This window comes from Nitrospirota bacterium, from assembly GCA_016180645.1.
Lineage (GTDB): Bacteria > JACPQY01 > JACPQY01 > JACPQY01 > JACPQY01 > JACPAV01.
Genome location: JACPAV010000013.1, coordinates 62,802 through 89,048, shown reverse-complemented (window position 1 = coordinate 89,048; position 26,247 = coordinate 62,802). Strand labels below are relative to the sequence as shown.

Here is a 26,247-nt window from a genome sequence, read left to right as displayed (position 1 = left end):
CCATAAGGTATCTTCAGACACCGCTCAAGAATGGAAAAAGTCGAGCTTAGAGCCTCTGACAGAATGCCGATTCGTAGGGGAGCATCTTCAGATGCTCCCAAGAGGGGCGGATCTAAAGATCCGCCCCTACTTGCTCCCTCTTGTCGGGAGGGTCTGAAGACCCTCCCCTACTTCAGATGCTCCCTCTTGTCGGGAAGGTCTGAAGACCCTCCCCTACTTGCTCCCTCTTTCGGGAGGGCCTGAAGGCCCTCCCCTACTTGCTCCCTCTTGTCGGGAAGGTCTGAAGACCCTCCCCTACTTGCTCCCTCTTGTCGGGAAGGTCTGAAGACCCTCCCCTACGCTTCCTCCCGCGTCCAGTGGGCGTCGTTGCGGCGGAAGATCCCGTGCCGGTCCATGTAAATCGGGTTAAGATAATCTCCTTTCCAAAGATCCTCTCGGTCACGAAGAAAGAGGACAGAATCACTGAACAGTTACAGGAGGACATTTTCACTGAACTACCACACCAACTTGGGTGCGGGGTTGACGGGGGCAGCTCCCACATGAACAATGGCGCCCATGACCCCCCATCGGCGGCGCAATCCCCTCACCGGAGAGTGGATTCTCGTGTCGCCACAGCGGACGGAACGCCCCTGGCTGGGTCAGATTGATCCGCCGCTGTCGGTTCAGCGGCCTCCCTACGATCCGTCGTGCTACCTCTGTCCTGGAAACAAGAGGGCCGGAGGGGCGGTCAACCCGGCGTACGTAAACACGTACGTGTTCGACAACGACTATCCGGCCCTCACCCATCGCGCGAATCCTGCCGGTCCGCCCGCGCATCCCCTCCTCCAGTTCCGGGTTGAGCCCGGCTGCTGCAGGGTAATCTGCTTCTCCCCCCGGCATGACTTGACGCTGGCCCAGATGGAGGTTGCGGAAATGCGGGGGGTCATCGACACGTGGAGAAACGAGGTCACGGAGCTTTCGAGACAATATCATTGGGTTCAGGTGTTCGAGAACAAGGGGGAGATCATGGGGTGCTCCAATCCGCATCCCCACGGACAGATCTGGGCTCAATCGAATCGGCCCAATGAAGCTGAGAAGGAAGACCGCGCTCAGAGAGACTATTTCGAGGCCCATCGCGCGCCTTTGCTGGTGGACTACGCGGAGCTGGAGGCGGCAGCGGCGCATCGCATCGTTTTGGCGAACGATCACTGGGTCGTTGTGGTTCCGTTCTGGGCCGTCTGGCCGTTCGAGACCTTGCTGCTGCCCCGCCGGCCTGTGCCGCACCTCCCGCAGTTGGAGACAGCCTCATGTCATGCCCTAGCCGCGATTCTGAGGGAACTCCTGGTGAAGTATGACAACCTGTTTGGAGTGTCCTTTCCGTATTCGATGGGATGGCACGGAGCCCCGGGCGCCGGCGACGATCAACCCCACTGGCAGCTCCACGCTCATTTTTATCCGCCCCTCCTCCGCTCGGCCACCGTGAAGAAATTCATGGTGGGCTACGAAATGCTCGCCGAGGCCCAGCGGGACCTTACCGCCGAAGAGGCGGCCGCACGACTGCGCTCCGTGACCAGTGACCGAACGGGCGTGGCGTGATCTCCGAGATGAAAAACAAAGTGGAGGAGACGTTCAAGATGCGCTTCGGCGGTCCGGCCACCGCGGTAGCCCGTGCTCCCGGGCGCGTCAACCTGATCGGGGAGCATACGGACTACAATGAAGGGTTCGTCCTTCCGATGGCCATTGATCGTGCGGTCTGGATCGCGTTTCGTGCGAGGAACGACCTCCGAGTGAAAGTTCATTCGATCGACTTCAACGAGACGATCGAATTTTCGCTCGATGGACTCGCGAAGGGGGGGCCTGAATGGGGCGAATACATCAAGGGCGTAGCGTGGGCGCTGACCCTTGATGGAACTCCGATCCACGGGTGGGAAGGCGTGATGTCCGGAGACGTGCCACGGGGCGCCGGGCTTTCCTCATCGGCGGCGCTGGAGTTGGCCGCCGCAAGGGTTTTCGCCGAGGTGTCCGCGTTGTCTTGGGATCCTATGAAGACAGCTCTCCTCTGTCAGAAAGCGGAGAATCGATGGGTCGGCGTGAACTGCGGGATCATGGATCAGCTTGTTTCCTCCGCTGCCGCGGCGGGGCATGCCCTCCTCATCGATTGCCGAAGCCTGGAGCTTCAGCATGTGCCGCTCCCACGGGGAACCGTCGTCGTGGTGATGGATACCAAGACGAGGCGGGGGTTGGTGGACTCGGAGTACAACGAGAGACGGGGCAGTTGCGAGCGTGCGGCACGAACGATGGGGGTCCGCTCGCTCCGCCAGATCGACGAAGCACGGCTGAAACACTCCGAGGAGACCCTCGATGATGCGGCCCGCCGGCGCGCCCGCCACGTTATTTCGGAGAACGCCCGAACGCTGGAAGCCGTCGATGCGATGCGACACGGAAACGCCGGCCTTTTGGGCAGACTGATGAACACCAGTCATGCTTCGCTGAGGGACGGCTTCGAGGTGTCCACGCGAGAACTCAACACGATGGTCGAGATCGCGTGTGCTCAACCCTCTTGCCACGGGGCACGAATGACCGGGGCCGGCTTCGGGGGTTGCGCCATCGCCCTCGTTCAGGAGACCGAGGTTGACCGCTTCTGCCGTGACGTTGCGAAGGGCTACGAAGTCTCGACGGGAATTGCTCCCGACCTGTACCCTTGTTCGCCCTCGGGGGGAACCGAATTGATTCCCCTCAAGAAAGCCTAAGCTCGATCCACCATTCGCGAGTTCCCCTAGGAGGTAGAACTGCGTGCGCACCTGATCGGGCCACCGACGCCTCCAGCGAGTCACTATCGCCGATGCACGGCTCAAGTCCGAGATTGAAATAGGGAGCGGCGCCGGGCACGCCGGCCCAGCCACCATAGTTCAGCCATAACCCAACGTGTGTGACCTGTCCGGGATCGAACTCAAACCGAATCGACGCACCGTCGTTGGGATCGGACAGTTCGGCCCATCCCTCTTCAAGCGATTGACTGTACAGCTTGACCGCCATCCCGGCTTCCCGCTCAGCTATGAGGCCCAGGTCCAGACCTTCGAACCGAGGCCATGAGAGGGTGTCTCCCGACTTGGCCGGAAATGCCGGAGCGGAGTCTACGCGCATGAACCGGGCCGGAACAGAAAGCGTCATTCCAGGCTTGATATTAAGCAGGGGGTGACTGCTCCAAACAAACGGCATCGGATCGGAGGAGAGATTCTCCGCACGATATTCCATTCGGACCCTGCCATCGCCCAGAAGGCGAATGGATTTTTCAAGTTTGTACGGAAGAGCCCGCCCCTTCACGGCAAGCCGCACCCCCCCCTCGGCAGGAGCCGACTCCCAGGGCGACGACCAAACCTCTCCATGATCCGGAATCGGAACCCCCTTCCATGGGCCGGATGGATAGTTGCAGGCCCCCACGGTGGGGAAGCACTCGTCAAACCCGCCGATGTCGAAATCCTGCACGTAGCTCGCCCCGTATTCCGGACGCCTTGGCTTGATATTCGGATTCGTGTACAGCCACTCCTGCCCCCTCCGGAGATCCACGAGCGACGCGATCTTCCCCCCCCATTCCGGAATCACGACTACCCGCATGGAGTTATCCTTCAATTCCAAAGCCGGAAACCCCATGAGACAAACAGACTCAGTGCTCAAAGCCGTGGGAGGCACAACGACCGACCCTGTAGATCCAGCCCATGAACTTGCCGGGCTACTGAACCGACTAATTCTTCCGGATCCTCAGGCTGACCTGGACGCGGCCGCCGAAGCTCATTTTCACGTCGGGGGAGATGAGTTCAGGATTCACCGAAAGCTGTGCATCCTCCCGCAAGGTCGAAAGATCAATGGGCTGTGTCGGGATCTCGTCGGTCTGCGACACCTCCTGCTTCGCCCCGTAGATCTCGATCTCCTTCGGTGTGACTTCCGCCGATTCCAGTTCGTACCCTTCCGGAAGCCGATTCGTGAAGTTGGGCGCAACCGGGACGACCTTGGAGGTCAGCTCATCCACGAAAAAACTGATCTCCGGAGGCGAAATGCTATCCAGCTTGATCCCCCGCGGCACGCTGAAGTTCTTTTGCGAAAACAGGTAGGTCTGGAAACCGGTGGCTGACTTTGAAAGGTCTATGTTCGCGCGGAGGTTCCTCTCCTCCAGGCCGACCAAGAGCGTCTTGGGAGCGCTGAGCCGCAAATCCACGTTATGGACCGCCAGTTTGGACACGATGAACTTCGGCGGCAAATTTTCCAGTTGTATCGGCACGCGGACCGTCTGCTCGACGGGGCTTTGCCCGAATACAAAGCCATAGACCAGAAGCGCCAGCGCCAACGCCACCAGTTTCTCGGTCAGATTGCCCAGGAAGAACCTACGGACCCGTCCCACTATATTTCCGACTCCTCCGTTCTTGCGGCCAGCGGTCCCGATTCGGCCGAACCCGCCCGTTCCTTCGACTCCTCCGGCGACCGCACTTTGACAGGCTTCTTCACGGGTTCGGTGAGCAGCCGGTACAGATCATCTCGCAGTCGCCCCGCTTCCAGATTCCGCCTCAGTTCCCCATCCACGGCCAATGACACTGTACCCGTCTCCTCCGACACCACCACTACGATCGCGTCCGTCTCCTCCGCCAAGCCCAACGCCGCGCGATGTCGGGTGCCCAGGACCGGATCCAGATCCGCCGCATGACTCAACGGAAGCAGGCATCCTGCCGCAGCCAGACGGCGTTTTTGCACGATCACCGCGCCGTCATGCAGCGGCGAGGTCGGATGGAAAATGGACGCCAGCAGTTCCTTGCTGACTTTGGCATCCACGGTGGTCGCCGCCTCGACATAATCCCGGAGGCCCACGCTTCGCTCGATGGCCACCAGCGCGCCCACGCGCCGTGAGGCCAGTTGGTGAACTCCCTGAATGATTTCCTCCAACTCCTGCACTCCGCTTCGAGAGCCGACATCGAACCAGTGGGGTGTACGTCCGAACTCCCACAGGGCGCGCCGGATTTCGTTCTGAAAAATGATCACCACGATCAGCACGGCGTACAGAAGAAAATTACCCAGCAACCAGCTCGTGGCAACGAGTCCAAGCCGCTGCGAGATGAAGTAGGAAAGAATCATGACGACGAGGCCGAACAGAATCCGCACCGCGCGCGTACCCCGAAGCATGAGGATGATGCGATAGATGAGATAGGCGATGATGTAGATGTCGAGCGCATCGACCAGATGGTCTTTCATCCATGCCCACAAATCAGTCGGCGCCATGAATCAAGGCCTCCATCATTTTCAGCACATTGCGCGTCCGCCGCACATCGTGAACTCTCACGAATTGAACGCCCTGGAGCGCAGCCCACGCCACCACCGCCAGCGTGCCGTCGTCCCGGTCTTGAACGTCCTTCCCCACTACGTTCCCGATGAAACTCTTGCGCGAAGGCCCCACGAGGACGGGGAAGCCCAACGAAGAAAACGCCGATGTCCGTCGGACAATATCGAGATTGTGATCCTGCGTCTTTCCGAAGCCGATGCCCGGGTCAATCACTACCCGGCTCGAGGGCACACCCGCCGCCTGGGCCCTTCCGGCCGCGCGGAGGAGAGTCGTTCGGATATCCTCAACAACGTCCCGGTACGAAGGGCTTCGCTGCATGGTTTCCGGGGTGCCCTGCATGTGCATGAGGATGACCGGAACGTCGGCCTCGGCCACGACCTTCGGCATGTCCGCGCCCATGTCGAACGCCCCGACGCAATTCACCAAGGAGGCGCCGCATCGCAGAGCCTCGCGGGCCACTTCAGGCTTGAAGGTATCCACTGAGAGGGGGATGCGCAGTCGACCGGCCAGCCGCTCGATGGCAGGAAGAATTCGCCGCATCTCCTCCTCGGCTGGGATGCGCTCGGAGCCGGGCCTTGTAGACTCGCCGCCAACGTCGAGGAGGTCCGCTCCCTCCTCTTCCATTCGGAGACCATGCTCAACCGCCTGGTCCACATCCGCGTAGAGGCCGCCGTCCGAAAAGGAGTCGGGGGTCACATTGAGGATGCCCATGATGTAGGGCACCGTTCGCTCGAAGGAAAACCGCCACTTCCCCCACTCCAGCGGCGCTATCGCATGGTGCGTAGGCCGGTAGGTTTGTCCCCAATGCTTCAGCGCCGTACTCGCCCGATTCATACGTTCATGGATTCCCCTGCGGAATCCATCAACCCATGAATCCGGCCGGACCGGGACCCTCTCCTAAACGGAAGACTTGGCTACAACGGTCACGGCTCCCCCTCCGTCCACGGCTGCTGGGGCGACCGCGGCAGCAACCCCATGAACGATCGTTTCCAGTTCCTCGGAATCGATGACTTCTTTTTCCAGCAGCGCCTTGGCCAAAGCATGCAGTTTTTCCAGATTCTCCGCCAGCAGGGCCTTGGCTCGCTCGTATCCTTCGCCCACGATCCGCCTAACTTCCGCGTCGATCTCCATCGCCGTCTGTTCGCTGTACTCCTTCTGGCGCAGGAAATCGCGGCCGAGGAACACCTCCTGGTCGCGCAGGCCGTACGTCAGCGGCCCCACTTTTCGGCTCATCCCCCACTGCGTTACCATTTTGCGGGCCACATCCGTCGCCCTCTCAAGATCGTTTCCCGCCCCGGTGGTGACGTGGCCAAGCGCCACCTCTTCAGCCGAACGTCCACCGAGGAGGGTGGTGATCGTGTCCTCCAGGTAATCCTGGGTGTACGTGTAGCGATCATCCATCGGGAGTTGCTGCGTCGCCCCGAGAGCCATCCCGCGGGGGATGATCGTGACCTTGTAGACGGGATCCGCGTTCGGAAGAAGCTTGGCCACCAGCGCATGACCCGCCTCGTGATACGCCGTGTTCTTCTTCTCGACATCGCTGATGATCATGCTCCGCCGTTCCACGCCCATCATCACTTTGTCCTTGGACTTCTCGAAATCCTCCAACTCAATCGCGGCCTTGTTATGCTGGGCCGCCGTGAGTGCCGCTTCATTGACAAGATTCTCCAGGTCCGCGCCTGAAAATCCGGGCGTGCCGCGCGCGATTTTCTCCAAGTCGAGCGAGGGCGACAACGGTTTGTTCCGCGAATGCACCTTGAGAATCGCCAACCGTCCTTTCAAATCCGGTCGCGCCACCACCACGCGCCGGTCGAAACGGCCCGGGCGCAGGAGTGCGGGATCGAGCACGTCCGGCCGATTCGTCGCAGAGATCAGGATCACGCCGTCATTCGATTCGAATCCGTCCATTTCCACAAGGAGCTGATTCAACGTTTGCTCACGTTCGTCATGCCCTCCGCCGAGCCCGGCTCCCCGGTGGCGCCCCACGGCGTCGATTTCATCAATAAAGATGATGCAGGGCGCGTTTTTCTTTCCCTGCTGGAAAAGATCGCGCACCCGCGACGCTCCGACGCCCACGAACATTTCCACGAAGTCCGAGCCGGAGATGCTGAAGAACGGCACGCCCGCCTCGCCTGCGATGGCCCGGGCCAAAAGGGTCTTCCCGGTTCCCGGCGAGCCGACGAGCAGAACCCCTTTCGGAATCCGGCCGCCGAGCCGTGTAAACTTCTTCGGGTCCTTCAGGAATTGAATGATTTCTTCCAACTCGGTCTTGGCCTCGTCGATTCCCGCCACATCGGAGAACGTCACCTTTTTCTGGGTGTCGGCGATGAGTCGCGCGCGGCTTTTGCCGAACGACATGGCCTTTCCACCACCGATCTGGACCTGTCGCATGAAGAAGAACCAGAGACCGACCACGAACAGGATCGGCAGCCATGAAAGCAGCAATCCAGAGAACCAGTTTTCCCGCTCCTCCGGTTTGACCTTGATGATGACGCTCTTGGTCTTGAGCAGATCGATCATGGAGGGATCATCGGGCACGAACGTCCGGAAGATGCTCCCGTTGTCGCGCGTCACTCCCTGGACCTCGTGGCCGCGGATGACCACCTCTTTGACGAGGCCGGCGTGGACTTGCGTGAGGAAATCGGTGTAGTCGATTTCCTTGTCGATCCGGCGTGCCAGGGTGACGATCTGGTAGCCGAGGAGGCCGAGCACAATGAGCACGAGCCAAAAGGCCATCGTGCGACTGGACATCTTGGGGTTCTTGACGTTCATTTGCCCAACCCATCCTAACACAAACACCACGGGGCGACTACGGACCGATTTTCAACTGCGAATTTTCAGGTTTCCGCTCCTTGACAGGTCGGGCCATCCGGGACGACACTGGATTCATAGGGGAGGTGGGTTATGTCGCTGGAACAGTTTGTCGACGAGGATCTCGAAGTGCAGAGTCAACTCCGGCGGGAGGAAGACCGTCCCGCCATCGAGCAAGCCATTACCGAGAAAGCCATTCGCACGCTCAAGCCTCGAACACCGGTCTGCGTCGAAGTGGGCGCACGGGTCGAGGAGGCGGTCGCGAAGATGAAGGACCGGAACACGGGCTGTGTCTTGGTGGTGGATGACGGACGGTTGACCGGGATTTTCAGCGAGCGGGATGTCTTGCTAAAGATCGCGGCGACGAAGTTGGATCAGCACCGAACCCGAGTGGAGACCGTGATGACTCGTGCCCCGGAGACCCTGGGACTCGACGATCCCATCGTGTTTGCCCTCAACAAGATGAGCGTAGGCGGTTTCCGGCACGTTCCGATCGTGGATAAGGATAATCGGCCGGTCGGCGTGGTTTCGGTGAAAGACATCGTGAACTTCATCGTGGATCTCTTCCCTCGGGACATTCTGAACCTGCCTCCCGAACCGGGAAAAGACCTCGGCTTCACGGCTGAAGGCGGATAGAACCTTCCGGCAGGGAGTGCGCCTCCCCGGCGACTCATCTTTACATCGCCGGCGGGTAATCGTAGTGTTCCCGAAGCATGGTTGATTCGGCCAACGGAAGAGGGAGCGGCCCGGTTCCCCACACGTTTTGCAGAATCTGCGAGCCGGGATGCGGACTCGTTGTTGTTCGGGACTCCGCTGGAAATCCCGTCGGCCTGCGGCCGGACAAGGAGCATCCAGGCACCCATGGATTTGCCTGTGCGCAGGGCACTCAATTCCTCGGAACGGCCAGGCATCCTTCCAGACTTCTGCAACCCCTTCTCCGGGATTCGGACGGGGCACTCGCTCCCACCTCATGGGAGAAGGCCTTTGACCACATCGGGGCGACGTTGGGCCGTATTCATAGGGAGCACGGCCCCCACAGCATCGGCATGTACATGGGCGAGCCCGCCGGGTTCGGTCTCATGACCTTGCTTGCAACGGCGGCATTCACCAAGGCCCTCGGCACGCGGAACTCGTTCACCTCCGGCCCACAGGATTGCAACAACAAATTCTGGGCCGCGGGCGAAATCTACGGTCATGGCGCCATCCATCCGATCCCGGATCTGGACTCGTGCGACCTGGCGGTCATTATCGGTATGAATCCGATGGTCAGCAAAGGGAGCTTCATGTTTCTCCCGGATGCCATGCAGAGAATCCGGGCCATCGAGAAGCGCGGCGGCCGGGTGTGGTGGGTCGATCCGCGGCGGTCCGAGAGCGTCCGCACCTGCGGCCGCCATCTTCCCATCCGCCCCGGAACCGACATCGCGTTGCTAACGTGGTTGATCCACGAGTTGTCTGCCACGCAGGGCTGGGCCGCGGCCATCCGGGAAACTCCCTCACTCGGCGATCTCAAGAATGCCCTTCCTTCCCTGCCGCTGGAGCTGGCGGAACGCATTACGGGACTCGATCGCGATTCGCTCCAAGCCCTTCGGACGGATTTCTTGAAAGCCCGATCCCCCATCCTGCACATGAGTGTCGGCGTAAATTTCGGTCCGTTCGGCTCGCTGGCCTATGTGCTTCTCCATGCGGCGATGCTGGCGTTGGGCAACGTCGACCGCCCCGGCGGGTGGCTGTACCATCCTCTCGGCCTCCGGATGGGTCGATGGGGCCCGATTCTGGGCATCGGCGTGCAGACGCAGAAAAGCCGCATCGGCGGATATGTGCCGGTCATGGACTCCCTTCCAGGAGGAATCCTCGCGGACGAAATCCTCACGTCTGGGGACGATCGCATTCGCGCCCTCGTGGTCATTGCAGGCAACCCGATATGGTCGATCCCGGATGAGACCCGGCTAAGGCAAGCCTTTCGCTCACTGGACCTGCTGGTGGTCATCGATTTGTTCCGAAGCCAGACGGCCGAGATGGCCCATGCCGTTCTCCCCGGCCGGACGTGGCTGGAACGCGCGGATTTCGCGACACTCGGGATGGTCATCCAGAACAGGGAGTGGCTCTCTTATTCGAAACCGGTCTTGCCGCCGGCGGGGGAGTCGAAATCGGAGTGGGAAATCCTGTATCGAATTCTTGCGGAGATGAAGGTTGGCGGTCCCGTGAAAACTTTTCTGCACCGGCGACTCGCCCGTCTGGACCACGACCGCTGGCTTGTGCGGGCGCAAGGCCTACTCTCGCGGCTGCTGGATCGCAAGGGCAAGGGCCGTGGCCGGGCGATCAAGGTTTCGGCTCCTACGCATGAGGGTCGGCCCTCCCGCGCCTCACAGCACGGCGACCACACGCTTCATCTTTTCACCCCTGTCCTTCAGGCTGAAGTGGAACGATTGCGAAAATGGCTGGATCGGCCGCGGGTGGAGGAATCCAAGAGCGAGCCGAAAAACGAGTGGATTCCCCTCAGCATGATCGGGCGTAGACGGCCCCTCATGTACAACAGTTGGCACGGCGCCAGGACGGCCGGCCGTGCCCGGAGCGCCATGGATGGCCGCGGAGGGTGCGGATCCGAAGGTCCCGGTGGCGGAGACGGCTCGGCCCTGCTTCATCCCTCGACGGTTTCCGCCTTGGGCCTCATGGTCGGCCGGCCCATCGAATTGAGGCGGGATGGATCGGGCGCCGTGAGTCTCCGCTGGGAGTCGTCCGAGGACGTTCTCAGCGGCGTTGTTTCAGTCCCCCATGGCCTGGCGGAGGCCAACATGAACCGGCTGATTCCTTCCGGCTCCGCCGCGATCGAACCTTCCAGCGGCCAGCACATCATGACCGCCATCCCCGTCTCCGCCCGCCGCGTTCGCGCATAGGCTCCCCGTCAGAAATCAACACAGCGTGGGGAATCGATGGACGCCCTGCCCTTTTGTCCTCCCTCTTCGCAACGGATAGAGAGGAGCGTGCCTCGGTGGACCATTAGTGTGTCTTGAGTATTCTAAACTATCAGTTCATAATCCTCACATGACCTATTTTACCCGGGACCTGACCCCTCTGCTCGTCGCGGCTGCGCGACGATTCCCCGCCGCCATCGTCACCGGCCCCAGGCGATCCGGCAAGACCACTCTGCTTCGCCGGGTCTTCCCCAAAGCCGACTACCACCTCCTCGAAGATCCGGATCTCATCGCGCGGGTACGATCCGACCCGCGGGGATTCGTGGACGAACTGAAACCGCCGGTTATCCTTGACGAGGTGCAGAATGCACCTGAGCTGCTGAACTACGTCCGCACTCGAATCGATCTTGCAAAGGGTCGGCGGGGTCCATGGCTGCTCACCGGCTCGCAGGAGGCTCCTCTGATGCGGGGAGTTACAGAGTCGCTCGCCGGCCGAGCGGCCGTGTTCAACCTGCTGCCGCTTTCTGCCCGCGAGACGCCGAAGGCGACGCTGTTCCGAGGCGGATTTCCGGAAGTCATCCTACACCCGTCGCGACCCGGCATCTGGTACCGCTCTTATCTCCAGACGTACTTGGAGAGAGATATTCGGTCGATCAGCGCCATCCGCGATCTGGCGACGTTCCGCAGATTTCTTTCCCTCCTGGCCACCCGATCGGGACAGGTCCTGAACAAAACCGATCTCGCTGCGCCCCTCGGCCTATCGGTGCCTGGGGTATCCAACTGGTTGGACCTCCTCGAAATCACGATGCAGATCCTCATCGTACCACCCTACTATGAAAATCTGGGGAAGCGATTGATCAAGTCTCCCAAGATCTACTTCACGGACTCCGGCCTGGCCTGTCACCTCTTGGGGATTGAATCGCCCCAAATGCTGGAGCGATCCCCGTTCCTCGGGCCGCTGTTCGAGGGATGGATCGCCTCTGAGATCATCAAGTACGAACTCAACTCCGGGCGAAATCGCCGGCTGTACTACTTCCGCGACCAGCAGGGGCTGGAGGTGGATTTTCTAGTACCCTCCGAGGGTCGGAAACTGACGCTGCTGGAGGTAAAAGCTTCGCGCACTCCGCGGCCGGAAATGGCGGGGCCTCTTCAACGCCTGTCGCGGAGTATCAAACGCTACGAAACCGCCCCAATCCTAGTTCACCGGGGAACTCCCGGCAATCGCGTCCTCGCTCCCGGCGTGAAGGCCTATTCAGCCGACGATTTCGTCCGGACTCTCCCGACTCTGCTCAAGTAGACTCCTCTGTTTTGCCTTTTGGACGAGATGATTTGCTCCATTCTAGTTGAGATTCCAAGGCGTAAACTATCAACCGGCCGCGTTTCACACCCCCACCTCCCGACATGCCCTCGACCTTCCCCCCGATCGGGTCAAGGATATTTCGCTTACTGCCGTAGGCGCGTAGAGCGTCTCCCGTCGCTCCTCTCAGTCTTTGACAGATCCCCGGTGGCCCCATCACCCCAATCGGGATCGGCAACAAAGGGTTGAATCACGACTTGGAGGGAGGTAGCATGGCTGCATTCTACCGACGAAGGAGGTGCGGGGATGAACAGATGCGCAATTAGAACCGGATGGATGGCGGTCTCACTCTTTTGGTTCGGTGTGAACCTGGCCCAATCGGAAGTGCTGAACGTTACGAGGGCCGCCATTGCAACATCCATCGAGAACAAGGAGCCCAAGGGGGATGCCGGCACTTTCCCTTCGACTGTTGACCGGCTTATCGCCTTCACTCGGATTGAAGGGGCCGAGGTCCCAACTCAAGTCACCCACGTTTGGTACCACGGTGATCAGAAACGGTTTGAACTGAACTTACCTGTGGGGGCCAAGTCCTGGCGCACATGGAGCGAGAAGAGAATCCTCCCGGAATGGACCGGTGGTTGGAGGGTGGAGGTCCTCTCAAGCGACGGGAAACTGTTGAAGAAATTGGAATTCAAGATTGAATAGGGTCCGGTCCACTATTCGCTCCATCAGGCAGTTCATTTCCAAGTGGTCGCCGCGAATGCTCGGAACACTTTCGTGGACTCCGCCTCCCTGGTGGCCGACATTCCGAGAACATATTTCTCCGGCTCTCGCAACGTTGCGTTGGGATGTGCCCACTTGGGTCCGAACCCACAAGCGTAAAGCGGCGCTTTATCTAGGCGTGCTGGCCCTAGCGGTAGGATCGGCGGGCGGGCTTTACGCTTGGTTCAGGATCCGGCCTCGACCGGTGAAGCTTGTCGCCACGCCGGCCCCACCCGGACCGACCCGATTGGAGAAAGGGGCCGTACCGGACCCGCTGTCCATCGAGTTCAGCGACTCCGCAGCCCGATTGGAGCAGGTGGGCAAGGAAATCAAAGCCGGTCTTCTCGTTTCGCCGCCCCTCAAGGGAAAGTGGGTATGGGAAACCGATCGAGAACTGAAGTTCAATCCGGAACAGGAGTGGGGCGTCGGTCAAGAGTACTCCGTCCGATTCGACCGGAATTTATTTCCGACTCATGTTCATCCGGAGTCCTACGAAATCAAGTTTCAGTCGGCGCCTTTTGAGGTCGCCCTGGAACGCGCCGAATTTTACCAAGACCCGGAGCATGCGGACCTCAAGAAGGTAGTGGCCACTGTTTCCTTTACCCATCCGGTGGATCCTTCGGAGTTCGAGCCGCGCTTGGTTCTTCGGATGGAAGGCCAACGCCAAGGCGTGCTCGGCATCGGCGGCGAATCCTTCCCCTTCAAAGTCACCTACGACGATTTCAAGGGCGAGGCTTACATCCACTCCGATCCCGTCCGTATCGCGCTGAAGGATACCCACATGACGATTCACTTGGCAGCAGGAGTGCGTTCCTTGCGAGGGGGGCCTCGATTCCAAAAAGAACTTGAGTCGAAGGTAAGAATTCCGGGGATGTATGACTTCTTCAAAGTGGAATCCGCCGAGCTGACCATTGTTCGAAACGAAAAATATGAGCCTGAACAAATCCTCGTTCTTGCGACGACCGATGGAGTATCGGACCAAGATCTCCGCACAACGTTGCACGTCTGCCTCCTCCCGCGCGATCTACCATCGATTCAAGGACGATCCGCCGTCAAGAACTACGATTGGTACGACGCGGGAATGATCGGTCCGGAAGTCCTCGATCTCTGTGAACCTCTCGGCCTCGACGCGCTTCCCACGGAGCGCGAGCACGCCACTCTCCACAGCTTCAAGTTCAAGGCCGAACCGGGGAGACACCTCTATGTCAAGATCAACAAGGGACTTCGCTCTCACGGCGGGTATGTGCTCGCGGACACCTTCGACAAAGTGGCCGGGGTCCCCGAGTTCCCCAAATCTCTGGAGATCATGCATGACGGGGCCATCTTGAGCATGAGCGGTGAGAAAAAGATCTCCATCGTCTCCAACGGCATCGAGGCCATTCGGTTCGAGATTGCTCGTGTCCTACCGCACCAGATCAACCATCTGGTGAGCCAGACCACCGGTTACCAGAAAGAGTTCCACAACCCCGGATTCAGTTGGAATTTCGGACCCGAGAACATCACGGAGCGTTTCGTGGAGATTCGCGAGTTTGCCAGGAATGATTTGAGAAAGGCACAGTACACCGCTCTCGACTTGTCCGTGTATCTCGCAGGCGAGGCCGAGACAAGACGCGGCTTGTTCCTTTTGAAAGCTGAAAGTTGGGATCAGGAGAAGAAAGAGACCACGGGCATCAAGGACAATCGGCTTGTCCTCGTCACGGACTTGGGGCTGCTGGTGAAGGAAGCCAGGGATGGAGCGCGTCAGGTGTTCCTGATGTCTTTTGCGGACGGCGGGCCGGTGGCCGGAGCGAAGGTGGAAGTCATCGGCAAGAACGGCCTGCCGGTGGTCTCGGGAACAACCGGGTCCGACGGGACTACGATCTTTCCGTCGTTGAAAGATTTTGACCGGGAGAAGACTCCCACGGCCTATGTTGCGACGCACGCGGCGGACCTCTCCTTCATGCCCTATGACTGGGCCGACCGCCGACTCAACTTCTCCCGCTTCGACGTCGGCGGGCTTGAGACCACGGAACCCGGACGACTCCTCGCGTACCTCTTCTCGGACCGTGGAATCTACCGGCCGGGAGATGAGATCCGGGTGGGACTGATTGTGAAGCCGCCGGACTGGAAGCAGGATTTGGGCGGCGTTCCCCTTGAAACCGTCATCACGGACCCGCGTGGACTTGTTGTCCAGCGAAAAAGGATCCGACTGTCTCCAAGCGGGTTCGAAGAAATCCTCTACAGAACGGAGGAAAACGGCCCGACGGGCGGATACCAGATCGGGGCCTACGTCGTGAAGGATGACCGGGCGGCCAGCCTCTTGGCATCGGTGCCCGTCCGCGTCGAGGAGTTCCTGCCGGATCGCATGACGATTGTTTCCAGATTCTCGGACGAGAGACGAGAAGGATGGGTGTCACCCGATGGCCTGAAGGTATCCGTTTCACTCCGAAATCTAATCGGGACGCCGGCCACCAACCGGCGCGTGGCGGCCAGCATCACTCTTACGCCAAGCTACCCTTCATTCCGCCCCTATGCCGACTTCACGTTCTACGATCCGAACCGCGAGAAGAAGGCCTTTACGGAGAGGCTGGAAGAGTGGCACACCGACGAGGAAGGCCGGACGGAGTTCGACCTGCACCTCGAACGTTTCGACCGGGCCGTTTATCGGATGATCTTTGTGGCCGAAGCTTACGAATCCGGTGCGGGCCGAGCCGTAACCTCCGAAAACGTCGCCCTCGTTTCGGACCTCCCCTTCCTTCTCGGGTACAAGCCGGACGGCGACTTGAAATATGTGAAGCGGGACGCGAAGCGCACTCTCAGAATCATCGCCGTGGACCCCAAGCTGGCCATGGCCCCCGTGCGCGGACTCCGGTGCAGCGTGATTGAACAACAATACGTTTCCGTTCTCCTCCGTCAAAGAGATGGAACTTACAAATATGAATCCGTCCAGAAGGAGAATCCCGTAAAGGTCGAGACTCTTGCCCTCGCTGCCGAGGGTCTCGAATACGCCCTGCCCACCGAAAAACCGGGCGACTTTGTATTGCTCGTTCAGGACGAAAAGGGAGCCGAACTCCTGCGGGCCGGATTCAGCGTTATCGGGGAAGCAAACCTGAGTCGATCTCTCGAGCGGAACGCAGAACTTCAAATCAAGCTCAGCAAAACCGACTACGCGCCGGGAGACGAGATCGAAATGCAAATCACGGCGCCGTACAACGGAGCCGGGCTGATTACCGTGGAGCGCGAGCGCGTATACGCATCCAAGTGGTTCCAGTCGCGCTCCACCAATACCGTGCAAAGGATTCGAGTGCCGGCCGACCTGGAGGGCAACGGATTTGTGAACGTGGAATTTGTCCGAGATACCGCATCACCGGAAATCTTCATGAGCCCACTGAGTTACGGCGTCATCCCTTTCAGCGTCAGCCTCGAAAGAAGAACCGCCAAGGTGGACCTGGACATCCCCGCCCTCGCTCTACCGGGAGATCCCTATTCCATCCGTTATCGAAGCGACCGGCCGGGAAAGATCGTCGTGTACGCCATTGACGAGGGAATCCTCCAGGTGGCCGCCTACAAAACGCCCAACCCGCTGGCGAAGTTCTTCGAAAGGCGGGCGCTGGAGGTCCGGACCGCGCAGACCGTGGATCTGATCCTGCCGGAATTCAGACACCTGAAATCGCTGTTCTCTCCGGGGGGTGATGAGTACGCTCTCGGAAGCAACCTGAATCCATTCAAGCGCAAACGCCAGAAACCCGTGGCGTACTGGTCTGGAATGGTGGATACCGATTCCCAGTGGCGTGAGCTCGTCTATCCCATGCCCGACTACTTCAACGGCACGGTGCGGGTCATGGCCGTTGCGGTGTTTGCGGACGCGATCGGCGTGGCGGAGAGGAAGGGCCTTGTGAGGGGACCCTTCGTCGTCGATCCCAACATCCCCACCTTCGCCTCACCAGGTGATGAATTCGAGGCAAGTGTGGTGGTCCATAACAACGCGGAAGGATCGGGGCCGGATGCGGGGATCGAAGTTGAGGCAAAGGCTTCCCACCACCTCGAGCTCTTGGGACCCACCCGCCAGACGCTGAAGATTGCCGAGGGCCGGGAAGGGGTGGCCGCATTCAGGGTCCGGGCCAAGGACGTTCTGGGATCGGGGAACCTGAGTTTCATCAGCTCTTGGAAGGAGCAACGGTCCACGGCCACGGTTGACCTCAGTATCCGACCGCCCGCTCCGCTTGTGACCACCGTTGCCGGAGGTCACATCCGTGGAGGGCAAGCCGAAGTGACTGTGAGCCGTCGCTTGTACCCCGATTTTCGAGTCCTGGAGGTCAGCGCCTCCACGTTGCCCTTGGGTCTGGCCAATGGGTTGCTGGGCTACCTTCAGAAATTCCCCTATGGGTGCACGGAACAACTGGTCAGCCAAGCTTTCCCATCAATTGTCCTCCGCCAGTATCCCGAATTCGGTTACAAACCCGGGGAAATCGAAACCCGCATGGCCGACACGCTCAGAATCCTGCGGGCCCGTCAGAACGCCGAAGGAGCATTCGGCTTCTGGGCGGCCAACTCCCACGTCTCCCCATTCCAGTCCGTCTACGCAATGCACTTCCTTTCCGAGGCCCGAGAAGGAGGTCTGTCCGTCCCCGAGGATCTCCTCAAGCGAGGCTTGAACTACCTGCGTTATCTTTCCGGAAAAGACGTTGACGCTCTTTCGGAAGCCAGAGTTCGTGCATACTCACTGTATGTTCTGACCCGGAATAGCGAGATCACCACCGGCACCCTGGACGCGCTGAGAACTTGGCTCGACAAGAATCTTCCCGGGAAGTGGGAGAAAGACCTCACGGGAGTCTACCTGGCGGCGGTGTACAAGCTGCTCCGGTTGGATCGTCAAGCGAACGCCTTGATTTCGCCATCACGCCTGGGTGATCCACAGGAGGAGGACTACGATGAGTATTATGACACTCTGACCCGAGACGCCGTCTATCTCTACATCGTATCCAAACACTTCCCCGAGCAATTGCACGCCATAGGCGGTGACGAACTCCTCCACATCATCGACCCCATCGTCGGAGGCCGCTTCAACACCACCTCCTCGGCCTACTCCATCCTTGCACTCCACGGCTACGCCGGTGTCACCGGCCGGCCGAAGGGAAACGACGTCACGGTGTCGGAAATCCTTACCACGGGAGCGTCTCAACCCTTGGTGCTCTCGGGAGGATCCTTCCCCCGGAGCGCCTATTCCGAAAAGGCCGTGAAGGTCAGGATCAAGAATTCAGGCGACTGGATCCTTTTCTACCAAGTATCGCAGAGCGGGTTCGATCTCGCCGCTCCCGCACAGGAACTGAAGCAAAAGATGGAGGTGTTCCGGGAGTTTGAAATCGCGAAAGGCTCCATTCCCGTTGTCGGGTCACACGTCTCCGTTCATCTCAGGATGAGGGCGCTTGACGGCATGAACCATTCGGACGTGGCCGTTGTGGACCTCCTGCCGGGCGGCTTCGAAGTGGTGATGGATCCCGAGGAGGGCGAGAAGGGTAACGTTCGCATCGCGGCCTCCGGGAGTTCATGGCGACCCGACCACGCGGACGTTCGCGAGGATCGAGTCATCTTGTTCGGCGCCATCGGCGAAAAGACCCGGGAGTTCGTCTACCAGATACGGCCCGTGAACAAGGGTAAATATGCCGTGCCTCCCCCGTTCGCGGAGGCCATGTATGACCGGTCGGTGCAAGCCAGAGGGCTGGGTGGAACGATTGAAGTCGCGGGGCCGGTCGAGTCGGCTCATTAGCCGAATCGGCAAGGCATCGGTCGTCCTGATCGCCTGCCTCGCGGCGATACCGAAACCTCCACTCCGCGAAGGGCTGAGTTTTTCCCAAGCCGTATTCGACCGGGGAGGACGCCTCCTGAGGCTGACCACGGCGGCGGATGAGCGATTCCGGATGTGGCAGCCTCTTTCAAGCTTCTCTCCGGAGCTGATCGAGGCCACCCTGCTTCACGAGGATCGACACTTCAAGTATCACCCTGGATTCAATCCGGTCTCGCTCGTCCGGGCCGCGTGGCACACGTACGTCGGGGGCGGACGACGCATCGGTGGATCAACCCTCACCATGCAGCTCGCCCGAATCCGCTATCGGATGAAATCCAGAACCCTGCGAGGCAAACTCGTTCAACTTGCGCGCGCCGTCCAACTGGAAAGACACTATTCAAAAAAGGAGATCCTGGAGGCGTACCTGAATCTGGCCCCGTATGGGGAGAACGTTGAAGGCGCCGCGGCGGCAAGCCTGATCTATTTTGGCAAGGCCGCAAATCGTTTGACACTGCAGGAGATTCTCACACTTGCCGTCATCCCTCAAAGCCCCACCCGAAGAGCATTGGGAACAAGCCGGGGAGCCGCCCCCATCAACGTGGATCTGTCCGCCGCGCGGAATGCCCTGTTCGAGCGGTGGATCGCCGACCATCCGGGGGATTTGGAGCAACGGCAGATGATGGCCCTGCCGATCAAGGTTGGGTCCAGGAGCGCCCTCCCCTTTCTCGCGCCCCACTTCACGGATGATTTGCTCCAGGAAGATCGAGACCTGACGGGGTCCATCCCATCCACCCTGGACCTGGACCTCCAGAAAACGGTCGAGCGCCTCGTGGCGACCTACGTCGAAAGTCGGCGAATGCAGGGGGTCCACAACGCGGCGGTCCTGCTCGCCGACCATCGAACGATGGACGTACTTGCGGCGGTCGGATCGGCTGATTACTTCGACGAGTCCATCCAAGGCCAGGTCAATGGATTCAGGGCCAAACGATCGCCCGGATCTCTGCTCAAGCCGTTCGCTTATGCGCTGGGATTTGATCAGGGTGTTGTGCACCCCATGACCATGCTAAAGGACACCCCCTCCCGGTTCAGCGGTTTCAGTCCGGAGAATTTTGATCGTGACTTTTCGGGTCCTGTCGCAGCACGTGACGCTCTGATCAGGAGCCGGAACGTCCCGGCCGTCGAAATTGCGTCCCGGCTCCGTGAGCCGAATTTCTACGGATTCCTTCGTCATGTCAACATCGATCTCCCAAGGGGCCCTGATTACTACGGTCTCGCGCCCGTCTTGGGCGGTGCGGAAGTCACGATGGAGAACCTCGTGCAACTCTACGCCTCCCTGGCCAACCGTGGAGAGATAAGGGGGGTGCGCACCCGGATGGATCGCGACGCGCCCGGTGGCGATCCTCTCTTCACACCTGAATCGTCGTTCATGGTGCTGGAGGTTCTCAAGGACGTGGTTCGTCCGAATCAGGGCTACCGGCCGGAATGGACCGGCAACATCGCTCCGGTGTACTGGAAGACCGGAACATCTTCCGCCTTCCGCGACGCATGGTCGGTCGGCATCTTCGGACAATACGTTCTCGCGGTCTGGTTGGGCAACTTCAATGGAGAAGGCAATCCATCCTTCATCGGGATTCAGACCGCTGCCCCGCTGTTTTTCGGTATCATTGACGCCCTTCAGCCTCATGCCGAGAACCTCTACCTCACGGGGCCTGCGCGGCTGGGAAGATTGTCAAAGGTGCGCGTGTGCGCGGTCTCCGGTCGAATTCCCAATCCACACTGCCCGCACACCGTTGACACTTGGTTTATTCCCGGGAGATCGCCCATCGAGCGGTGCGACATTCACCGCTTGGTCCCCATCGATTCCACCACCGGCCGCCGCGCGTGTTTGGATCGGGCAAGCCGCGTGAAACCCTCGATCTTTGAATTTTGGCCGTCCGACCTGCTCGATCTGTTTCGTCGCGCCGGTATACCACGTCGGACCCCCCCCCCCGACAATCCACGTTGTCCCATAGATATCAATGACAACAGGGGAGTCCCTCCGGTCATCAGTTCACCGGAGACCGGAGTGGCGTACACCATGCGCATGACCGCAATCGAGAAGCCGTCGATCCCCCTTGCCGCGGTCGCTGACGCCGATGTGCGCCGCCTCTACTGGTTTGACGGTGACCGATACGTCGACAAGGCGAACAACGGTGAAACCCTCTACTGGGTCCCAAGGCAGGGAAAGTCCGTCTTGCGGGTCATCGACGACCATGGCCGAGCCGACGCCGTAACCATTGAAGTCGTCCTCACCCAGTAGCCTGCGATCAGCCCGAATTCCGCTTCGACCCCCCGGTAGACAATCTACGAGAGCCGGAACCAGGAGACGGGGGGGAAGAGGCCGAGGTAGAGGACGGCGGCGGAGGTGACGACGGCAACGAGTCTGAGCCAGGAGAAGCCGTGCGGCCTTTCAGTCGCGCGATCCTCGCCGGTCAGGAAGACAGGGATTGTAATCTTCAAATAGAATCCGGCGGCGATGACGCTCGTCAGGACGCCCACGATCACGAGAGGAGTTTCGCCGGCCGCCACCGCCTCGCGGAACAACAAAAGCTTCGCCATGAACCCACCGGTCGGCGGGACTCCCGCGAGAGAAAACAGGAACACTCCAAACGCCAGGGCAAGCCACGGCGATTCCGCGCGGAGCCGTGAGAGATCCTTCAGCTCCAGCTTCTCACCCGTCCGAGCCTCATGGACCGATACGCACAGAAACGCGCCGATTTTCATGAGCGCGTAGACGCCCACATAGAAGATCAGGACCCCCTCCCCCGCCTGCGCCGGCACAAGGAGGAACAAAAGAATGTAGCCCGTGTGCGCGATACTTGAATACGCGAGAATGCGTTTCACTTCCGTCTGAATCACTCCTAGGACGGTTCCCCACGCCATCGTCAGCACGGCCAGAAGCCGGATGACATTCCGAAGGATTTCGCGGTCCCCCAGCGACCCTTGGAGCGCATCGGCGCCGGGAGTGAACCAAATCGATCCGACGGAGTAGAGAGCCAGGAAAGATGCAGCTTTTGACGCACCGGCCAGGAACCCCGAGATCGGCCCCGGCGCCCCCTGGTAGACATCCGGAGCGTAAACGTGAAATGGCGCACAGGCGATTTTGAAGCCCAATCCGCTCAGGATGAACACGGTGCTGAGGATCCATCCGATTCCTGTGGGATCGACGCCCAACTTCCACCGCGCCGGATCGAGCGAGGTTGTTCCCGTGACTCCAAAATAAAACGCGATCCCCATGAGGAGAACGGCACTCCCAAACGCGCCGAGCAGCATGTACTTGATTCCCGCCTCCACCCGGCCGCTTTCCGCCCGAAGGTGGGCGATCAGCGTGTAGCTCACGAGCGAAACCGTCTCCAACGCAATGAATAGCACTACGAGATCCCGCGCCAAGGGCACAAGAGCCATCGCGAATCCGCCGAACAGGAGAAGGTAGATCACCTCGCCCTCATATGCGCGCTTGGCTTTGAAGAAATCGTGGGAGCCGAGCAGGAGGAGACCCGTCAAGACGGCAAAGCCCACCGCCGCTCCCCTGGAGAGCGGGTCGGAGGCGAGCATGTTCTGCCAATCGAAGGCGCCCGCATGAGATGCGGAAATGCCCCAGGCGATTCCTGCGATCACGCCCGCAACGGCCAGGAAAACCTGGAGCGATCGATTCTTCGACCAGAGGTCGACGAGAAGCACCAATATTCCCGCCGCCAGGAGCGCCCAGGCGGGACCGAATGCTGCTCCAAGGCTCATCTGGACACCCCTTCCAGGATTCTCATCAAGGAGGCGCCGGTTGCCGTGAAGAAAGGCCGCGGATAGATCCCGATGGCGAAAATGAGGGCCAGGAGGGGCGCGAAGACCATGACTTCGCGCAGCGTGAGGTCCTTCAAGCCGTGGAGCGACTCCTTCGTCTCACCCCAGTAAACCCTCCGCACCATGGCGAGGAGGTAAACCGCCGCGAGGATGACCCCAAGGGCCGATGCAAATCCGTACGCGGGCCGAGCCTTCATCGCTCCCGCGATCACCAGAAATTCGCCGACGAATCCGTTCAGGCCGGGTAGCCCCACCGACGAGAGCACCACCAATACGCTCACCGTCGTATACAACGGCATCACCTTCGCCAGCCCGCCGAAATCGTTCACGCCCCTCTTGTGCGTCCGCTCGTAAATCACGCCCACCACAAGGAAGAGCGCGCCGGTGGAGAGTCCGTGGTTGATCATCTGGATCGATGCTCCCGAGATCCCTTCCGGGGTGAACGAGAAGATTCCCAACATGACGAATCCCATGTGGCTCACGCTGGAGTAGGCGACCAGTTTCTTCATGTCCTTCTGCACGTACGATGCCGCCGCGCCCAGGATGATCCCCAGGATCGCCGCCCACATCATCACCGGCGCCGCCGCCGCCGCCCCTTCCGGAAAGAGCGGTAAGGCGAACCGCATGAAGCCGTAGGCGCCCATTTTCAGGAGGACCCCAGCCAGAAGCACGCTCCCCGCCGTCGGCGCCTCGGTGTGGGCATCCGGGAGCCACGTATGCAGGGGATACATCGGCACCTTGATCGCGAACCCGATCGCCAGCGATGCGAACAGCCAAATCTGCATGTTCGGCGCGATGAAATCGCGAATGGACACCCAGTCCGCCCACCCGAAGCTCCAGGCTCCCGTCGCCTTGTGGTGGAGGACGTACACCGTGAGAAGGCCCACCAGCATGAACGCGCCGCCGACCATCGTGTAGAGGAAGAACTTCACCGCGGCATAGATCTTCCGCGCCCCGCCCCAATACCCGATGATGAAGTACATCGGGATCAGCATCATTTCCCAGAAGAGGAAGAACAGGACCATATCGAGGGAGCAGAAGACGCCGATCATGGCGCTTTCCAGCATGAGGAACGACGCATTGAACCAGCCCGGCGCCGCGGCGATGTGACCGGCCGAATAGATCAGCGCGAGGAACGTAAGAAGGGCCGTCAGGGCGACAAGCGGGAAACTCAAGCCGTCCACCCCCACGTGGTACGAGATCCCCAGTTGCGGGATCCATGAAATCCTTTCGACCCACTGGAAGTCCGCCGATCCGGATTGAAACTTGTATACCATGACGATCGAGAGGATCAGCGGAATTCCCGATCCGACGAGACCGAAGAACGTTTGAACCGGCCTGCGTTTCGTTGCCACGCAAAGTAGCGCTGCCGCAAGGGGCGCGAAGATCAGCAGAGAAAGAAAACGGAATTCCACCTTATCTCCAGATAAAGTAGCCGAGCGCCACGACGAGCCCCAGCATGATTCCGAACGCGTACGTGTGGAGCTGGCCGCTGTGGACGGGCCGCAATACCTTGCCGGCCGCTTGCGTCACGACGGCGGAACCCTCGACGGCGAGTTTGTCGATCAGCCCGCCGTCGATCCACCGATCGACCACGCCCGAAGCCCAACGATACGTTCTGACGATAATAAGATCGTAGATTTCATCCACCCAGAACTTGCGTTCCGAGATGCGGGCCAGGCCGGTGGCAGGCCCCGGTCCCGGCACCCGCTCCCGATACGTGAGGATCCCAGCCACCAGTCCGGCCACGCCGATTCCCGAAGCCAGCATCATCACTCCACTTCCCACCTCCGGCTCGTGCTCGCCGAGCGACCGTGCGAGGTACGATGCAAATCCGTGCTCGCCGAATCCGGCGATCACGCTTAGGCCGGCCAACACCATCAGGGGAACCGTCATCACCGCGGGACTCTCGTGGGCATGATGCGTGAAACGCGGCTTTCCGAAAAAGATCAGCATCAGCCACCGAGCCGTGTAGAACGCCGTGAGTCCCGCCGTTACGATCCCCATCCAAAAGAGAATCGTTCCCCGCGGTTCGGTGTGGAGCACGTCGGCCAGCACGAGGTCCTTGCTGAAGAACCCGGCGAGGGGCGGGAAACCGGCCAGCGCAAGCGCGCCGATCAGCACCGTCCAGAACGTTTTCGGCGCATGGTGTCGCAGGCCGCCCATTTTCGTGATGTCCTGCTCACCCTCCATCGCATGAATCACCGATCCCGCACCGAGGAAGAGAAGCGCCTTGAAAAAGGCATGCGTGGTCAGGTGGAACATTCCGGCCACGCCCGAGCCGGCGGACACGCCCATGAACATATATCCGAGCTGGCTGACGGTGGAATAGGCAAGAACCTTCTTAATGTCTCGCTGCGCAAGCGCGATCAGGGCCGCGAGGAGCGCCGTGACAGCGCCGATGGTGCAAATCAGCGCGGTCACGTCCGGCACAATGTCGAGGACCGGCCGGAATCGCGCCATGAGATAGACGCCCGCCGTCACCATGGTGGCCGCATGGATGAGGGCGCTCACGGGAGTGGGACCCGCCATGGCATCGGGAAGCCACACGTAGAGGGGCACTTGGGCCGACTTGCCCGTGGCTGCAAGGAACAGAAGCAGGCCGATGAGCCCCGCCACCGCCGGCAGGCCGGCGTAGTACTCCGGAGCCATGTTCAGAATTTCCGAGATCGAAAGGGTGTGGAGGTGCGCCAGCAGAAGCACCATCGCCGTGATGAACCCGAAATCGCCGATCCGGTTGACCACAAACGCCTTCACGGCGGCCGGGGGCGGATCAGGCTTGTCGTACCAGAAACCTATCAAGAGATAGGAACACAACCCTACGCCTTCCCAGCCGACGAACGTCAGCAGGAGCGAGTTCGACAGGACGAGCGTGAGCATGAAGAAGATGAAAAGATTGAGGTAGGCGAAATACCGCCCGAAGCCTTTGTCGTGACCCATGTAGCCCACCGAAAACACATGGATGAGGAAGCCGACTCCGGAAATCACGAGGGCCATGACGGAGGAGAGCGGATCAAAGAGATAATCGAAGACGACGCTGAAGTCCCCAATCGTGAGCCATGTGAAGAACACCGAGTGGATCGGATCGCCGCCGCGCATGAGAGGGAGGAAGGACTTGAACGAAAGGACGAACGAGACCGCCACCGTGCCGCAAGCGATCCACGAGATGGCCTTCTTGGGAATCCACCGATGGAACAGACCCAGGACGACGAACCCCGCGAGCGGGACGAGCGGAATCAGCCAGATGCGCGGCACGCCTATCCTCGGAGCGAACGGAGGTCGTCCACTTCCATCGTTCCATGATGGCGCGCCAGCGTCACCACCAGCGCCAGTCCAATCGCGGCCTCACCCGCCGCAAGAGTGATCACGATGAAGACCCAGATCTGTCCGGCCATCTCCGCGTGATGCCGGGCGAAGGCCACGAAAGCAATGTTCGCGGCATTGAGCATCAGCTCAACGCACATCAGCATCGTCACCACGTTCCGGCGAATGAAGAAGCCGATCGTTCCCAGTGAAAAGAGAACACCGGAGAGGATCAGGGGATAAGAGAGTGGCACTC

Annotated in this window: 17 protein-coding genes; 8 read left to right on the top strand and 9 right to left on the bottom strand. The window is 60.3% G+C overall.

The window, feature by feature from the left end:
• Nucleotides 1–555: 555 nt before the first annotated feature.
• On the top strand, nt 556–1,575 hold the full coding sequence (locus tag HYT87_09680) for a UDP-glucose--hexose-1-phosphate uridylyltransferase (protein MBI2060027.1): 1,020 nt from the start codon (nt 556–558) through the stop codon (nt 1,573–1,575).
• Nucleotides 1,576–1,583: 8 nt separating this feature from the next.
• A complete protein-coding gene (galK, locus tag HYT87_09675; protein ID MBI2060026.1) occupies nt 1,584–2,729 on the top strand; it encodes a galactokinase in 1,146 nt (381 codons plus the stop codon).
• Here the strand turns inward: galK and HYT87_09670 are convergent.
• The 5 genes from HYT87_09670 to HYT87_09650 all read right to left on the bottom strand — a co-directional run bounded on the left by HYT87_09670 (nt 2,716) and on the right by HYT87_09650 (nt 8,056).
• On the bottom strand, nt 2,716–3,594 hold the full coding sequence (locus HYT87_09670) for a hypothetical protein (GenBank protein MBI2060025.1): 879 nt from the start codon (nt 3,592–3,594) through the stop codon (nt 2,716–2,718). The two genes, galK and HYT87_09670, sit on opposite strands and share 14 nt — an antisense overlap.
• A 127-nt stretch (nt 3,595–3,721) precedes the next feature.
• The gene (locus HYT87_09665; protein MBI2060024.1) at nt 3,722–4,375 is read right to left on the bottom strand and encodes a YbbR-like domain-containing protein; all 654 of its coding nucleotides are present in this window, start codon (nt 4,373–4,375) and stop codon (nt 3,722–3,724) included.
• Complete coding sequence (locus HYT87_09660; protein MBI2060023.1) at nt 4,375–5,244, bottom strand: TIGR00159 family protein; 870 nt, start codon at nt 5,242–5,244, stop codon at nt 4,375–4,377. Before HYT87_09660 ends, HYT87_09665 begins: the two co-directional genes overlap by 1 nt.
• Nucleotides 5,231–6,139: a dihydropteroate synthase gene (gene folP, locus HYT87_09655; protein MBI2060022.1), complete on the bottom strand. Its 909-nt coding sequence runs from the start codon at nt 6,137–6,139 to the stop codon at nt 5,231–5,233. The genes HYT87_09660 and folP overlap by 14 nt, the downstream gene beginning before the upstream one ends.
• 63 nt (nt 6,140–6,202) lie before the next feature.
• Nucleotides 6,203–8,056, bottom strand: a complete 1,854-nt coding sequence (locus HYT87_09650) for an ATP-dependent metallopeptidase FtsH/Yme1/Tma family protein (protein MBI2060021.1) — start codon at nt 8,054–8,056, stop codon at nt 6,203–6,205.
• Between the two features lie 153 nt (nt 8,057–8,209).
• Between HYT87_09650 and HYT87_09645 the strand changes: the two genes are divergently transcribed.
• The 6 genes from HYT87_09645 to pbpC all read left to right on the top strand — a co-directional run bounded on the left by HYT87_09645 (nt 8,210) and on the right by pbpC (nt 21,150).
• Nucleotides 8,210–8,752 (top strand): CBS domain-containing protein, encoded by a 543-nt coding sequence (locus HYT87_09645; protein MBI2060020.1) that lies wholly within the window; start codon nt 8,210–8,212, stop codon nt 8,750–8,752.
• A 77-nt stretch (nt 8,753–8,829) separates the two neighbouring features.
• Nucleotides 8,830–11,010: a molybdopterin-dependent oxidoreductase gene (locus tag HYT87_09640; GenBank protein ID MBI2060019.1), complete on the top strand. Its 2,181-nt coding sequence runs from the start codon at nt 8,830–8,832 to the stop codon at nt 11,008–11,010.
• 148 nt (nt 11,011–11,158) lie between these two features.
• Nucleotides 11,159–12,325, top strand: coding sequence for an ATP-binding protein (locus HYT87_09635; GenBank protein MBI2060018.1), 1,167 nt, complete (start codon nt 11,159–11,161; stop codon nt 12,323–12,325).
• Nucleotides 12,326–12,631: 306 nt separating this feature from the next.
• Entirely contained in the window at nt 12,632–13,030 is a 399-nt protein-coding gene (locus HYT87_09630) for a DUF2914 domain-containing protein (protein MBI2060017.1), read from the top strand.
• A 196-nt stretch (nt 13,031–13,226) separates the two neighbouring features.
• A complete protein-coding gene (locus HYT87_09625; protein ID MBI2060016.1) occupies nt 13,227–18,833 on the top strand; it encodes an alpha-2-macroglobulin family protein in 5,607 nt (1,868 codons plus the stop codon).
• Entirely contained in the window at nt 18,760–21,150 is a 2,391-nt protein-coding gene (gene pbpC / locus HYT87_09620; protein MBI2060015.1) for a penicillin-binding protein 1C, read from the top strand. The genes HYT87_09625 and pbpC overlap by 74 nt, the downstream gene beginning before the upstream one ends.
• A 44-nt stretch (nt 21,151–21,194) precedes the next feature.
• On the opposite strand, the gene HYT87_09615 is transcribed toward pbpC, so the two are convergent.
• From HYT87_09615 to nuoK, 4 genes are read right to left on the bottom strand one after another with little or no spacing between them, the layout of a single operon-like run.
• Entirely contained in the window at nt 21,195–22,628 is a 1,434-nt protein-coding gene (locus tag HYT87_09615; GenBank protein MBI2060014.1) for an NADH-quinone oxidoreductase subunit N, read from the bottom strand.
• Complete coding sequence (locus HYT87_09610; protein ID MBI2060013.1) at nt 22,625–24,103, bottom strand: NADH-quinone oxidoreductase subunit M; 1,479 nt, start codon at nt 24,101–24,103, stop codon at nt 22,625–22,627. The genes HYT87_09615 and HYT87_09610 overlap by 4 nt, the downstream gene beginning before the upstream one ends.
• Before the next feature lies 1 nt (nt 24,104).
• Nucleotides 24,105–25,943: an NADH-quinone oxidoreductase subunit L gene (gene nuoL, locus HYT87_09605; protein MBI2060012.1), complete on the bottom strand. Its 1,839-nt coding sequence runs from the start codon at nt 25,941–25,943 to the stop codon at nt 24,105–24,107.
• 2 nt (nt 25,944–25,945) lie between these two features.
• Nucleotides 25,946–26,245 carry an NADH-quinone oxidoreductase subunit NuoK gene (nuoK, locus tag HYT87_09600; protein ID MBI2060011.1) on the bottom strand — a complete coding sequence of 100 codons (300 nt, stop codon included), beginning with the start codon at nt 26,243–26,245 and terminating at the stop codon, nt 25,946–25,948.
• Nucleotides 26,246–26,247 lie beyond the last annotated feature (2 nt).